Origin of the sequence: Streptomyces gottesmaniae (assembly GCF_031845845.1) — a bacterium.
Classification (GTDB): domain Bacteria; phylum Actinomycetota; class Actinomycetes; order Streptomycetales; family Streptomycetaceae; genus Streptomyces; species Streptomyces akebiae.
The window spans coordinates 1-13,357 of sequence record NZ_JAVRFJ010000006.1; the positions used below are offsets into that span (position 1 = coordinate 1).

Here is a 13,357-nt window from a genome sequence, read left to right on the forward strand (position 1 = left end):
CTTTTCAGGGGCGCGGGGAACTGCGCGACCAGCCCCCACCCACCCGCACCCGACAGCGGACCCGTCTACGGTCGAGCGGAACGCCGGCGCGGCAGCAGCAGCACCGAGGCGGCCGGAACCACCGCGAGCACCACCCACGGCACGACCCCCGGCACCCCCGCGTCCATCAAGGCCCCCGTCCCCGCGCTCCCCACCAACACGATCAACCCCGACACGGACGACATCGCCCCGGTGTAGAGCCCGAGCCGCCTCTCAGCCGCGAGATCCGGCACCCACGCCCGCGCGGCCGGAGCCACCAGCATCTGCCCCACCGTCAGCAACACCACGAACCCGGCGGCAGGCAGCAGCCCCGCGCCACCCGTCCACCCCGCGGGCAACGCCACAGCCACCACCACGAACCCGGCGGCTATCAGCGACAGCCCCACCGTCATGGACCGACGCAGGTCCAGCCGCTCCGCCACCCACCGCGTCACCGGCAGCTGCGCCGCCACGACCAGCAGCGACGACAGCCCGAACAGCCAGGCCAGCGCCGCCTGCGATCCCGTGGCCCGCTCCACCTCGTCGGGCAGGAGCAGGTACAGCTGGTTGTACGCCAGCAGGTACGCCCCGTACGCGCAGCACAAGGCCAGGAACCGCCGGTTGCGCAGCAGCCCGCCGAGACCGCCGCGCACCTCGACCCGCTCCCGCCCCGGAATGTGCTGCGGCAGCAACCTGAAGTGCCCGGCGAGGACGAGGACGAAGACACCCGCGCCCGCGAGGCAGACCACCCGGTAGTCCACGGCCAGCAACAGCGCGCCGATCAGCGGGCCGACGAACGCCCCGGCCTGCCCCGCCACCGTGAACAGCGCGAGCACGCTCGTACGGGGGCCGCCGCCCGACTCCTCCCACACCACCGCCTGCCGGGCCACCTCGGACTCGACGGCCGGGGAGAAGAGCGCGGCGGCGAGACCGATCAGCAGGACCGACCCGATGACGGACCAGGTCTCGTCCGCGTACCCGAGCCACGCGAACCCGGCGATCCGCAGCACGCAGCCGGCCAGCACCACGGGCCGTACGCCGTACCGGTCGGCCAGGGCGCCGCCGACCACGAACAGCCCCTGTTGGCTGAAGGTGCGCAGTCCCAGCACGAAGCCGACCATCCAGCCGGCCATGCCGATCGCCGTACCGAGGTGCTCGGCGAGGAACGGCAGCACCGCGAAGAAGCCGACGTTGAAAGCGAGCTGGGTGAGGATCAGCAGCCGCAGGAGGGGGTTGAGCCTGGCCCACGTACCGCGCCGCGACTCCTTGCCGACCGCGCCCCCGGCCGCCTCGCTCTGGTCGGCCCGCCTCCCGGCGCCCGCGCTCCCGACCGGCTCGCGTGTGCCTTGCTCCTTCTCGGCCCTGTCTCCGGTCGTTCGCCCCGCGGGCGTTGCGGTGGGGCGCTGCTCGGGCTCGGTCATCCGGTCTCTCCGACGGTGGGGGCGGCGGTGGGCTTCGGTCGGCGTACGGCCCCGGCGAGCGGACGGCGCGGCCACCGCACCCCGCCCGCCGCCGTGACCGCGAGCGCGCCGAGGAGGGCGAGCGCGGCGGCGGGGGCGAGGACGGCCCAGGGGGCGCGTTCGGCGTAGGGCTGGTTCTCGGCGAGGAGGAGGCCCCATTCCGGGTCCGGCGGCTGCGCGCCGAGGCCGAGGAAGCCCAGGGAGGTCAGGGCGAGGGCCACGCCGGGCAGGCGCAGGAGGGCGTGGCGGGCTACGGGTGGCAGCACGGCGGGAAGCAGCTCGCGGCGGAGCAGATAGGCGTCGTCCGCGCCCAGCCCCTTCGTGGCCGTGATGTGGGTCGTGGCCCGTTCCTGTTCGAGCAGGGCGGTGGTGTGCGCGGCCAGCGGTACCCAGGCGACGGCGGCCACGGCCAGCGCGGGTGTCGCCGCTCCGCCGCCCGCCACGCCGGCGACGAGGAGACCCGCGAGGACCGCGGGCACGGCGTTGACGGTGTCGACGAGGGGCCCGGAGAAGCGGGGCAGCAGCCCGAACAGGACGCCCGTCAGCAGCGCGGCGGCGCTGATCGCCACGGCCAGGGCGAGGGTGGTGAAGGCGCCGTGCCCGATGCGGGCGAGGAGATCGCGTCCGAGTGCGTCGGTGCCCAACGGGTGGGCCCAGGACGGGGGCCGGAGCCGGGCGCCGGTGTCGAGGACCAGCGGGTCGCGGGGCAGGCCGACCGCGACGACCGCCAGCAGCAGCGCGCCGTGCAGCAGGGGGGCGCGGCTCGGGGCCGATGGGACGGGGCGGTGCAGGGAGTGCAGCGCGCCGTCGCGGAGGGCGGGGCCGACGAGGCGCTGGGCGGCGAGGCGGGCGAGGGTCCCGGCCACGGCGGCCAGCAGGACGAGGGCGAGGGTGCCGGCCTGGAGGACGGGGAGGTCCTGGGCGAGGGCGGCCTGGAGGGTGGTGCGGCCGAGGCCGGGTATGTCGAAGACCTGCTCGACGGTGACGGCGCCGCCGGTGAGGCCGACCACGAACAGCCCGAGGTTCGGCAGCAGTCCGGGTACGCAGCGGCGTACGGCGTGGCGGGCGGTGGCCCGCCCGGGTATGCCTCGTGCGGCGGCGGCCAGCGCCCAGGGTTCGGCGAAGGCGCCGGGCAGCAGGTCGCCGAGCATCCGGCCGAGCAGCGCGCCGGCGGGCAGGCCCAGGGCGAGGGCGGGCAGCACCGTCCACCGCGGCCCGTACCAGCCGAGCGCGGGCAGCCAGCCGAGGTGCACCCCGACGACGACGGCGAGCACGGAGGCGGTGAGGAACTCGGGCAGCGCGGCGAGCATCGCGGCTCCGCTGCCGCCGCCTCGGCGGTCGTCGAGGCGGCGGTGCGCGCCGAGCCACAGGGTGCGGGCGCAGACCGCCGCGGCCGTGGCCGCCGCGACGACGAGCGCGGCGGTCATCAGCAGCAGGGAGACACCGAGGGCCTGCACGACGGACGGGGTGACCTCGGCGCCGGAGATCCATGACCGGCCCGCGTCACCGCGCGCCAGGCCGCCGAACCACTCCCCCAGGAGCCTCAGGGGGCCCGCGTCGAGGCCGAGTTCGTCGCGTACGGCCGCCAGGACCTCCGGCGTCGGGTCGCGTTCGGCCGAGCGTGCCTTGAGGACGGTGAGCGCCGGGTCGGTGCGTGACAGCCACGGCAGCAGGCCGATGCCGCACAGGAGACCGGCGGCGAGCAGGGCCCGCCAGAGTGCCCGTATCAGCGCCGGGTCCCCGTTCCGACCAGCGTGCGCTCGTACGGGTCGAGGATCACGCCCCGCACCGAGTCGCCGACGCCGGTGATGATCCGCTGGTGGACGAGCGGGACGGTCGCGTCGGTGCCGAGGATCGCTGCCTCGGCGTTCATGGCCGCCTGCTGCCGCTCGGCGGTGTCGGATTCCTTCTCGGCGGCGGCGACGGCCCGGTCGACCTTCTTGTCGCAGAGCAGGGCGAGGTTGTAGCTGCCGTCGCAGGTGAAGTCGCTGGCCAGGATGGAGACGGGGTCGCCGGTGTCGAGCAGGGAGTTGCGGGCGCCGACGAACGCGTCGAACTTGCCGGCGAGGGCGTCGCTCTCCAGCCGCGAGTACTCGCGGACCTCCAGCTTCACCTCGAACCCGGCCTCCCTGAGCTGCTGTTGCAGCACCTGGGCGACCTCGGGCAGTTCGGGCCGGTTGTCGTACGTGGCGATGGTCACGGAGGTGCCGTCGGGGTCGGCGGCCTCGGCGCGGCCGGCCGGTTCGACTCGCTTGCCGGCGGCCCAGGTCACGGCGGGGCCGAAGATGCCGACGCCGGCGTCCGCGTGGCCCTCGTACACGTCCTGTGCCAGGACGGAGCCGTCGACGGCCTCGCGGGCGGCGGCCCGTAGCTTCGGGTCCTCGAAGGCGCCGGACTCGGTGTTGAGGAGAAGGCTGGTGGTGCGGGTGGTGGCCGTCTCGCGGCGGGTGCCCTTGTCGAGGGTGGCGGCCTGCGAGACGGGGACGGCCTCGGCCAGGTCGACCTGGCCGGTGCGCAGCGCGTTGGTGCGGGCGGAGCCGTCGGCTATGAACCTGGCGTCGATGCCGCTCGCCTGGGCGCGCCCGCCCCAGTACCCGTCGAAGCGGTCCAGGGTGGCCCCGCTGGTGCCGGTGACCTCGGTGATCTCGAAGGGGCCGGTGGCCGTGCCGACCGGGTTCACGCGCTCGGCGCCGTAGGCCTTGGCGGACAGGATCGCGAGGCCCGGGCTGCTGAGCCGCAACGGCAGGGCGGGGTCCGGTTCCTCGGTGGTGACGCGCACCCGGCGGTCGCCGTCGGCCTTCGCCGTGAGCGCGGTGCCGGAGAGCGCGGCGGTGACCGGCTCGGCCTCGGTGGCCCGGGTGAGGGCGGCGGCGACAGTGGCCGGGGTGAGCTCGGTGCCGTCCTGGAAGGTGGCCTCACGCAGGGTGAAGAGCCAGTTCCGGTCGTTCTCGCGGGTCCAGGACTCGGCGAGCGCGGGGGCCGCGACGCCGTTGGCGTCCAGCTTGGTGAGTCCTTCGGTGACACCCAGTCGGCTGAGGAGGGTGGCGTCGGCGCCGTACGGCGAGAGGTTCTCGGCGGGCGGGAAGGCGAGGGCCACGCGCAGCCGGGAGCCGTCGCCGGAGGCGTCGTCGGCCGTCCCCCCGCCCGAGGCGAAGCAACCGGTCAGCAGGGGGGCGAGGAGCAGGCCGGCGACGGCGCGACGGCGGCGGGGAGAGCGCATGGTCCTTGGTTCTCTGTGGGGGACGGGCGGTGGGGCATGGGGCGGCGGGCGGGCGCGCACGCAGACTACATGGGAATGATTTTCATCTAACCGGCGCGGGGATCGCCGCCATGGGCACCGGGACCTCGAAGTGCACCACCCGTTCCCCGGTCGTCTCGCGCTCGTCGCACACGGCCACACCCTGCGAACGCCAGAAGTCCTCGGCACCGGGCACCCCGGGGTCGGTGTGCAGATACACGGAGCGGTAACCACCGTCGGCCGCCGCGAAGTCCAGCAGCGCGGCGACCAGCCGCCGGGCCAGCCCGCGTCGCCGGTGCTCGGCGCGGACGTACACGCGGCGCAGCTGGGCGGTCTCCCCGGACGGGTAACGCTCGGCCAGCCAACGGGGGTTGGGCGGATGGGCGGGACCCCGGGAGTCCAGTGCGCCCGTGGCGACGACCGCGCCGTCCCGCTCGTCGACCGCCACCAGGAGCACATGGCGCTCCGGGGCGACGTACGCGCTCCGCAGATCGATGATGTCGCCGTGCCAGCGCGGCACATAACCCGTGCCGAAGTCCCGGTAGACGGTGTCGAGCATCACCGTCCGCGCGCCGTCGAGGTCCTCGGGCCCTGCCACCCTGATGTCGTAGTGCTGCACCTGCGCATCATATGCAATAAGTCTGATCATTCCGATCAGGGGTTCGGATCGCGGCCCTTCCGCGCGGTGGTGCCCCGCGGCGCGTGGTCGGCCTGGATGCGACGGCGCGCCACCGGCCGCCGTACGGGACACGCGTGTTGAGGCGACTACCGGGTACTCCGGAGGTCATGCGGATGAGCGTGGTGGATGTGGGATCGAACACGGTACGGCTCGTGGTGGCGGACGCCGAGGGAGGTGTGCCGCTGCCGGTGCACACCGCCAAGTGGCGCCTGCGGTTGTCCGAGCAGGTACCACCCGGGGGTGATGTGCCCGACGAAGCCGTACGGCGGTTGTGCCAGGCGGTCACGGCGGCGGCCCGGACGGCGGAGAGATGGGGGGCGGCGACGCCGCTGGCGTTCGCGACCGCCGTGGTGCGGTCCGCGCCGAACTGCCGGGAGGTGCTGCGCACCGTGCGCGCGGAGACCGGCGTGCCGATCTGCACGCTGCCCGGCGAGGTGGAGGCCGAGCTCACCTTCCTCGGGGCGCGGCGGTGGATGGGCTGGCGGTCGGGGCCGCTGGCGCTGCTGGACATCGGCGGCGGCTCGCTGGAGGTGGCCTTCGGGCGGGGACGGTTGCCGGACTTCGTGGCCTCGCTGCCGCTGGGCGCGAACCGGCTGACGCACGAGTTCTTCCACGGGCAGGACCCGCCGTCGCCGGACAGCATCAAGGCGCTGCGCCGCAAGGTCCGTCATCAACTCCGGGACGTCTCGGCGCGCATCCGCTGGGAGGGGCCGCGCACGGCCGTGGCCACCTCGCGCACCTTCCAGCAACTCTCCCGGCTGTGCGGATCCGCGCCGGGCCGCCACGGGCCGTTCGTGGAACGGGAGTTGCGGTGCGCGGACCTCGGCGAGGCCATCACCCGTCTCGCCGCCCTGCCCGCGGCCCAGCGGGCCACCCTGCCGGGCATCTCCGCGCCCCGCGCGACACAGAGCCTCGCCGGGGCTCTGGTCGGGCACACCACGATGAAGCTCGCCGGCCTGAAGAGCGTGACGATCTGCCCCTGGGCGATCCGCGAGGGCGTCCTGCTGCGGCACATCGAGGACGGTCCGGCGTGGTGGTCGGAGGTGTCCCGGGACGTCGAGGCCACCGAGTCGGCCGGTTCCGGCACGCCGGGCGCGGTCCCCCTGCGGATCGCGGCACCGGCCCGCTGAGCGCGGCCGGCCGAGCCCGCCTCACTCCCCCTCATCCCACTCCGACCGACCCAACCTCACCCGACCGCACGGGAAGGAGCACCCCATGACCCACCACGACAAGCGGAACCCGGACGACAAGCACGACAAGCACCACGGTCACGACCGGCACGGCAGGCACACCGGGGAGGACAAGCCCGACACCGCCCTCGACGAGGTCCTGCACGAGGCGGAGCGGGCCGAGACGGACGTCACCGACTCCGAGAGGCGCCGTCGCCACCACGGCGAGGCGGGCGACGCGATCACGCCCAACGAGCGGGCCCAGGAGGAGTCCCACCACGACTAGGACCCCTGGCCTGGCCTGGCCTGGGCGACAACCCCTTCCCAAAAGTCAATACGCGGGGCGTCAATTCACCTTTTCGAGTGTCGTAGATCTTGCACGGGGCGCGAAAGGGATGGCCTGCTCCGCGCCGGGGTAGCTAATCGGATCCAATGCGCCCTACCCCTGACAAGGTGGAGCCGCCATGACTCCGGATGCCCATGACCGCGCCGCCCCTCGCCCCGAGGGCACGGCCCCAGAGTCCGGATCCGGGCCGGAGTCCGGGTCGGTGGCGGCCAACCCGTATGCCCGCACCCGCCGGATCGGCCCCTTCGTCGTCGTCGAGGTCTCGGGTGAGATCGACATGGCGTCGGCGGGGTCCCTGGCCGACCATCTGACGGCCGCCGCCACCGGCGCGGCCCCGCCGGACGTGCTCGTCGACCTGCGCCGCGTCGCCTTCTTCGACTGCTCGGGGCTGCGCGTGCTCTGCAGAGCGGAGGCCACCGCCAGGTCACGCGGCGGGCGGCTCCGTCTCGTCTCCGACCAGCCCCGGATGCACCGCTTGCTGCGCGCCGCCGGTCTGCTGGGCCGTTTCCCGCCGCTCCCGGGCGTCCCGCCCGCGTCTCCCCCGTCCCCTCCTCCCCAACGGCCAAGTCTCAAGTAGCACTTCAATGAAACGATTGAAGGACCTGCGGCAGGCACACACCGTTCCGGCGGACACCGGCGCGGAATCAGAGGGACACAGAAGTGGAGACGCGCGAAGTGAAGTTCCTTCTCGAAGTCGACCTGGACAGCACGGACTGGGACGAGGGCACCACCGTCCAGGAGTTGGAGCGCATCCTGCGCTACTGGGGCGGCAACCTCAGGCACTGCGAGATCAGCCCCGGGGACGGGCAGCCCCTGTACGACTCCGGTCACCAGGAGGTCGGCCGCTGGACCGTCACCGCCGAGTGACCCACCGGGCCCCGGCATGATGCCGGGGGCCGGCCCGCGGCCCCACTCCGCTTCGGCCGGCCCCCGGACGGGGATCGCGTGGCACACCGCGACAGGGCTCGCGCTCCCCAGCCACGGGCCCTCGCTCATCACTCACGGGGCCACGCAACCCCGGTCCTACGGCCGCCGTCGGGCGACCGTGTCGTACGGGAGGTTCAGAAGGCGTACAGCACGCTCGCGGCGGAGTCCTTCAGACACTCGTTGGCGAAGGTGCGCTCGTACGCGACGCGCTTGCCCTGCCAGACGCCGTGCACGGTGACGATCACCGGGTCGAACTGCTTGGTGCACATCGCCCCGGCGCTGCGGCTCAGGGCCTCGAAATCACCGTCGCTGTAGCTGAGTTCGGCACAGGCGTCGACGGGCGCCGGATGGGTGCCGGCGGGCTTCGGCGCACAGCTCAGGGTGACGGCGCGCTCGGGGGTGACGGTGGCCGAGGTCTCGCCGTGGCCCACGGTCAGCACCAGGGCCGACGGGGCGTAGAGCCCCTTCGCGGCGGGCTCGGGGGCCGCGAGCGCGGGCCCCGCGAGGGGACCGCAGACGACGGCGGCCGTCAGGGTGAGAGTCGCTGCCAGGCGCGCGGTCTTCGGCATGGTGTGCATCCTTCCGCTCTGCAGGAGTGCCCGGACGGCCCCGTCACATCGGTCGCGTGTACGAAGCCGGCCCGGACGGTGCCGGTTCGGCGAGCGCGAGTCTGCCGGGTCGCAGGCCGGAACACACATCGAACCCATGGGTTTCGGTAACTTTGAGTATTGAATCAGTGGCTAGAAGTCACGGAATTCGAACATGCAAACCCCGATTCTGAGCGGTTCTCGACCGCCCCATGATCATGAATGGCCGGATCTCCACCGCTGGGCAATCGGCCTGAAACATTCCGCTTCGGCCCGCGACAACCGCCCGAACGGCCCCCGAAGCGACCGGGGATGGTGGACGCTTCATCCATCGGACCTGCGAAGACGTCCGCGAGGCGCCCGGGAGGTGGACGGGAGGTGGACGGCGCCCGCACGGCTCGTCAGGATCGTCGGCGACACGAGGCGTTGTCGGGCGCGGGGCGTTGTCTACGGTGAGGGGCAGGGCGGACGGATGGCGAAGCACTGGGCGGACTTCCAGTACGAGATCTACCTGGGCGGGATGGGCGGGGCCGTGCCCCGGCTGCCCATGGACCTGACCCGGCTGGAGGAGCTGGCCGAGCACCGGCTCGATGCCGGTCCGGCCGGCTACGTGGCGGGGAGCGCGGGGAACGGCAGCACGGCCCGCGCCAACCGGGAGGCCCTGGAGCGGCACCGGATCGTGCCCCGGCTGCTGCGGGACGTGGGCGAACGCGACCTGTCCGTGGAGGTGTTGGGCCGCGCGCTGCCGGCGCCGGTGGCGCTCGCCCCGGTCGGCGTCCTGTCGATCGTGCACCCGGAGGCGGAGCCGGCGGCGGCACGGGCCGCCGCCGCGCAGGGCGTGCCGTACATCCTGTCCTCGGCGTCCAGTACGCCCATGGAGCAGGTCGCGGAAGCCATGGGTGACGCGGAGCGCTGGTTCCAGCTGTACTGGGCGAAGGACCGTGAGGTCACCCGGAGCTTCCTGGAGCGGGCGAAGGGCGCCGGCTACTCCGTGCTCGTCGTCACCCTCGACACGCCGTTGCTCGGTTGGCGGCCCCGCGATCTGGAGCGGGCGTATCTGCCGTTCCTGCACGGCGTCGGCACCGCCAACTACTTCTCCGACCCGGCGTTCCGAGCGGGACTCGACAAACCGGTCCACGAGGATCCGAACGCGGCCGTGCTGCATTTCGCGGGGATGTTCGGCGATCCCGGGAAGACGTGGCCCGACCTCGCGTTCCTGCGTGAACACTGGGACGGGCCGATCGTGTTGAAGGGCGTGCTGCACCCCGACGACGCGCGGCTCGCCGCGGACGCGGGGATGGACGGGGTGGTCGTCTCCAACCACGGGGGGCGGCAGGTGGCGGGAGGTGTCGGAGCGGCGGACGCGCTGGCGGACGTGGTCCGGGCCGTGGGTGATCGGCTGACGGTGCTCTTCGACAGTGGTGTGCGTACGGGCGACGACGTCTTCAAGGCGCTGGCGCTCGGGGCGTCCGCCGTGCTGCTGGGGCGGCCGTACGTGTACGGGCTGGCGCTCGACGGGCAGGCGGGGGTGGAACACGTCGTCCGTTGCCTGCTCGCCGAGTTCGACCTCACGCTGGCGTTGTCCGGGCATCGGGCCCCTGGGTCCGTGGACGCGGGCTGCCTGGCCGGGGGCACCTCGTCCTGAAGGGGCCGCGTCCCGTGCTTTTTTTGATGAGGACCGCAAGGCCTGTTCAGGGGCACGGGGAACCGCGCGACCAGCCCCCCACCGGCCCAGCACCCGGACAACGACCCTCCTACAGCCCGAGGCCCGTCAGCAGCTCCGGGACGTCGACGGACGTCAGCGGCGTCAGGGGACTCACCGGCTCCGACCCCTCGGCCTCCGCCTCGTCGCGTACCGACAGGACGGACCCGCCCTGTCCGACCTCGGCCTCCGGCGTGGCGTTCGGCGCCGGGGTGTCGGACTTCTTCGTGCCCGGCGTCGGAGAGGCGTCGTCGGTGTCCGGTTCCTCGGAGACCGGCTCGGTCTCGGGCGTGGGCGCCTCCGAGCCGGAGACCGAGAAGGACTCGGGGCTGGCGGTCACCCCGTCGGTGAGCCAGCGCTGCTCGGTGGAACTGTCCCGGACCTTGACGACGACGTCCGACTTGGGCTCCGTGCCGATGGGGGCCATGGCGAGCCCCTCGCCCCACCGGGGCAGCAACTCGCCCTGGACGGTGAAGTCGTAGCGGACGTCGTCGCCCCGCTTGGAGCGCTCGTCCGCGCAGCCGCCGAGGACGACGACGCCGGCGTCCACCTGGGAGTCCAGGCACAGCTCGGGGTTGGCGACGCTGCGCACCAGACCGTCCTCCTCGTAGGACCACTTCTGGGTCCAGGCGGAGTCGCACACCGCGAGTTCGGTCGAGGCGCCCTTCACGGCCTTGCCGCCCGCGATGTCGAGGCACAGGTCGGCGGCCTGGTTGCGCAGCCGGGTCTGCTGGGGTGCCGTGGGGCGTCCGGCCGAGGCCGGCGGGGTGGGCGAAGCACTGCCGCTGGTGGCCTCGTTGCCGGTGTCCGGCGCCGTGGCGACGCCCCCGGTGGCGCTGGTGGAGGCGGCGGGGTCGGCGCCGCTGCCGTCGTCCGAGAGGAACGCGGCGCCCAGGATCGCCGCGATCAGGGCGCCCGAGGAGACGCCGACGGTGAGCAGGGCGCGGGGGTTGCGCGCTCCGGAGGTGATCCGGCGGCGCTGCGCGGGGATCTGGGAGAGCAGCCGGTGCCGGCCGCCGCTCCCGGGGCGCCTCGACGCGCCCTTCTGCGGCATCCGGCCGGGCCGGGAGTCGAGATAGCGCCGGGCGCCCCAGCCGAGGACGGCTTCGGCGATGACCCCGCCCAGTCCGCCCTCGAAATGGCTGAGTTGCTCGGCCGCGTAACGGCAGTAGCGGCACTCCAGCAGATGCTGCTGGACGTCCGGCAGGAGGGCGCCGCCGCGGCGAATGGGCACGTCCAGCAGTCGGTTGTAGAAGCGGCAATCCTTGGAGGGCGCGAGTTCCCGGTGGGCCCGGACGCAGCCCTCACGGAATTTGTCCCGTGCCTGCTCCAGGGTGGCGACCGCGCTGTCGGTGTCCAGCCCGAGAAGACCAGTGGGTATGGTTATCGTTTCGGCTTCTACTTCGGTGTGCCACAACAGGCACTGGGCGACCGCCGGGAGGGCCTGGAATGAGCGCTCGATGAGCTTGCGGTTTTCGGGCGTCATCGACTTCGCCGCCCGCATACCGCGCCCGCCGGCGGGTTTGCGCAGATCCGGCAGCACGCCGGAGACGCCCCCTTCCGCGGACCACTCCTTGACGGTGTCGCGCGCGGCCACCAGCAGCCGGGGCCGCAGGGCGACACCCGACTCGCCCCGCATCAGCCCGTCGAGCACCCGGTGGAAGGCGGTCGCGGTGACCATCGAGGCGACCTGCGACTGGGTGGCGAGGCAGATGACCGCGTAGTCGTAGGTCGGCTGCCAGTGCCGTGCCATCAACAGGGCGATGGGATCGCCGGTACCGCCCTCCGGCCATCCCCTCAGCCGGGCGGCGAGAGTCTCGTCGGACTCTCCGGGCACCGGCCCGGGGGCGGGCGGAAAAGTGGGGCGGGGAGGGTGGGGGGTGTGCACAGAGCGGGTTCCTTCCAAGGCACAAGATGGCACACGGAGTTGTGGCCGCCGAAAAGGGCCCTGGATTGGTGCGTACCTTTTTGGCGGGCGCCGGGAATGCGGCCGGGGACGGAGCCGCACGATGGCCGCCTTCCGTGAGCCTTTTGGGCCCTTCGGCGACCGGGAAAGCCAAATGGCCTTTCCGGCCGGGCCATTGCCCCTGCGCAGGAAGTTCACCCTTGCACAAGTTACTCATGACTAACAAGGCACCTGGGCAACATCCGCATCACTAAAAGCAGGTCAGATGACCGGTACGAATGCTTCCGCTTCGCAGAACGAACCACTCCGGTTCCATAATGCTCAAGCCTTCAAGCACCCCGTGTGAATCGCACGCACACCTCGGCGGCCCGCGCACGCTCCCGGCACGCCGACAGTCCGTTGTTCACTGAACCCGGCCACCTCGGAAGGCCCCGCTCGGGACGGCGGCTCTCCCGCGCGAAACGGCCGCCGACCTTGATCCTCCCGCCCTCGGTCGGCGGCCCCGGGGGGCGACACCCTCCACGGGACAACGCCCTCCGCCCACTCCCCGGACTCTCCGGCCCGCTCAGATCTGCCAGGACCGCAGCCGGTCCGCCGCCCCGTAGACGTCGGTCTTCCCGGAGATCAGGTCGCGCGCGAGATCCACGAGGGCCCCGTACGGCGGATCGATGCCGACACCGCTGACGAACATGTACGCCACGGCCGTCGCGCAGGCGAAACGGGCGTTGGCGGCCGGCAGGGGCTTGAGCAGGGCGAGGGTGTGCAGCAGCGCCGCGGCCCGCCAGGCCGGGTCGGAGTCGACCCCGAGGCGCGGCGGGTCGACACGGTGCCGGGCCACGGCGGCGACGAGTGCCGAGAAGTCGTTGACGGTGGGCTGCTCGGGCATGACCTCTTCGTGTCGCTGGAGCAGCCAGGGCACGTCGATGTGGATGACGGGAGCCATCGGTCAGACGGCCCGCCCCTCCGCCTTGGCGGCGGGTTCGTCGTCCGGGAAGGCGGCGGCGAACTCGTCGGCGTGCGCGGTGAAGAACTCCCGGAAGGCCTCCGCGCCCTCCTTCAGCGCCCGGTGCCGCACGATGTCGGCCGCGGCGGCCTCGCGCACGAGCGCCTTCATCGACGTACCGCGCTCCTTGGCCATCTGCCGCAGATCCTCGAGCTCGCGGTCGCTGAACTCCACATTCAGAGCTGGCATGCGCCAACGGTACCGCTAGGGTACTTACCCGTAAATAATCGCAGGTCGGAGGCGATGGAGGGCGGTACCGAAGCGTGGGGGACGGCCGGGCCCCGGAGACACGGCGGCCGACGTCCCGGAGGACATCGGCCGC

At 73.1% G+C, this 13,357-nt stretch carries 13 protein-coding genes; 5 read left to right on the forward strand and 8 right to left on the reverse strand.

Annotated elements, in window-relative coordinates; all coding sequences use genetic code 11:
• Nucleotides 1-65: 65 nt before the first annotated feature.
• The 4 genes from RM704_RS08770 to RM704_RS08785 all read right to left on the reverse strand — a co-directional run bounded on the left by RM704_RS08770 (nucleotide 66) and on the right by RM704_RS08785 (nucleotide 5,335).
• A complete protein-coding gene (locus tag RM704_RS08770) occupies nucleotides 66-1,439 on the reverse strand; it encodes an MDR family MFS transporter (RefSeq protein WP_438828905.1) in 1,374 nt (457 codons plus the stop codon).
• Nucleotides 1,436-2,905, reverse strand: a complete 1,470-nt coding sequence (locus tag RM704_RS08775; protein WP_033528832.1) for an ABC transporter permease subunit — start codon at nucleotides 2,903-2,905, stop codon at nucleotides 1,436-1,438. The genes RM704_RS08770 and RM704_RS08775 overlap by 4 nt, the downstream gene beginning before the upstream one ends.
• A gap of 299 nt (nucleotides 2,906-3,204) precedes the next feature.
• Entirely contained in the window at nucleotides 3,205-4,698 is a 1,494-nt protein-coding gene (locus RM704_RS08780) for an ABC transporter substrate-binding protein (protein WP_033528584.1), read from the reverse strand.
• An 82-nt stretch (nucleotides 4,699-4,780) separates the two neighbouring features.
• Nucleotides 4,781-5,335, reverse strand: coding sequence for a GNAT family N-acetyltransferase (locus RM704_RS08785; protein ID WP_033528583.1), 555 nt, complete (start codon nucleotides 5,333-5,335; stop codon nucleotides 4,781-4,783).
• A gap of 167 nt (nucleotides 5,336-5,502) precedes the next feature.
• Here RM704_RS08785 and RM704_RS08790 point away from each other — a divergent pair, with 167 nt between their 5' ends.
• From RM704_RS08790 to RM704_RS08805, 4 genes are all read left to right on the forward strand, one after another.
• Nucleotides 5,503-6,525 (forward strand): Ppx/GppA family phosphatase, encoded by a 1,023-nt coding sequence (locus tag RM704_RS08790; protein WP_033528582.1) that lies wholly within the window; start codon nucleotides 5,503-5,505, stop codon nucleotides 6,523-6,525.
• A gap of 85 nt (nucleotides 6,526-6,610) precedes the next feature.
• On the forward strand, nucleotides 6,611-6,850 hold the full coding sequence (locus tag RM704_RS08795) for a hypothetical protein (protein WP_033528581.1): 240 nt from the start codon (nucleotides 6,611-6,613) through the stop codon (nucleotides 6,848-6,850).
• A gap of 178 nt (nucleotides 6,851-7,028) precedes the next feature.
• On the forward strand, nucleotides 7,029-7,487 hold the full coding sequence (locus tag RM704_RS08800) for an STAS domain-containing protein (protein WP_033528580.1): 459 nt from the start codon (nucleotides 7,029-7,031) through the stop codon (nucleotides 7,485-7,487).
• 98 nt (nucleotides 7,488-7,585) lie between these two features.
• Nucleotides 7,586-7,777, forward strand: coding sequence for a hypothetical protein (locus tag RM704_RS08805; RefSeq protein ID WP_033528831.1), 192 nt, complete (start codon nucleotides 7,586-7,588; stop codon nucleotides 7,775-7,777).
• Nucleotides 7,778-7,971: 194 nt separating this feature from the next.
• Here the strand turns inward: RM704_RS08805 and RM704_RS08810 are convergent, their stop codons facing one another.
• Nucleotides 7,972-8,415 (reverse strand): protease inhibitor, encoded by a 444-nt coding sequence (locus RM704_RS08810; protein WP_033528579.1) that lies wholly within the window; start codon nucleotides 8,413-8,415, stop codon nucleotides 7,972-7,974.
• Between the two features lie 481 nt (nucleotides 8,416-8,896).
• Between RM704_RS08810 and RM704_RS08815 the strand changes: the two genes are divergently transcribed.
• Nucleotides 8,897-10,069 (forward strand): lactate 2-monooxygenase, encoded by a 1,173-nt coding sequence (locus tag RM704_RS08815; protein WP_033528578.1) that lies wholly within the window; start codon nucleotides 8,897-8,899, stop codon nucleotides 10,067-10,069.
• A 109-nt stretch (nucleotides 10,070-10,178) separates the two neighbouring features.
• Here the strand turns inward: RM704_RS08815 and RM704_RS08820 are convergent, their stop codons facing one another.
• The 3 genes from RM704_RS08820 to RM704_RS08830 form a co-directional block, all read right to left on the reverse strand.
• On the reverse strand, nucleotides 10,179-12,014 hold the full coding sequence (locus tag RM704_RS08820; RefSeq protein WP_033528577.1) for an RICIN domain-containing protein: 1,836 nt from the start codon (nucleotides 12,012-12,014) through the stop codon (nucleotides 10,179-10,181).
• Nucleotides 12,015-12,597: 583 nt separating this feature from the next.
• The gene (locus RM704_RS08825; protein ID WP_033528576.1) at nucleotides 12,598-12,975 is read right to left on the reverse strand and encodes a toxin Doc; all 378 of its coding nucleotides are present in this window, start codon (nucleotides 12,973-12,975) and stop codon (nucleotides 12,598-12,600) included.
• A gap of 3 nt (nucleotides 12,976-12,978) precedes the next feature.
• Nucleotides 12,979-13,224: a hypothetical protein gene (locus RM704_RS08830; protein ID WP_033528575.1), complete on the reverse strand. Its 246-nt coding sequence runs from the start codon at nucleotides 13,222-13,224 to the stop codon at nucleotides 12,979-12,981.
• Nucleotides 13,225-13,357: the final 133 nt, after the last annotated feature.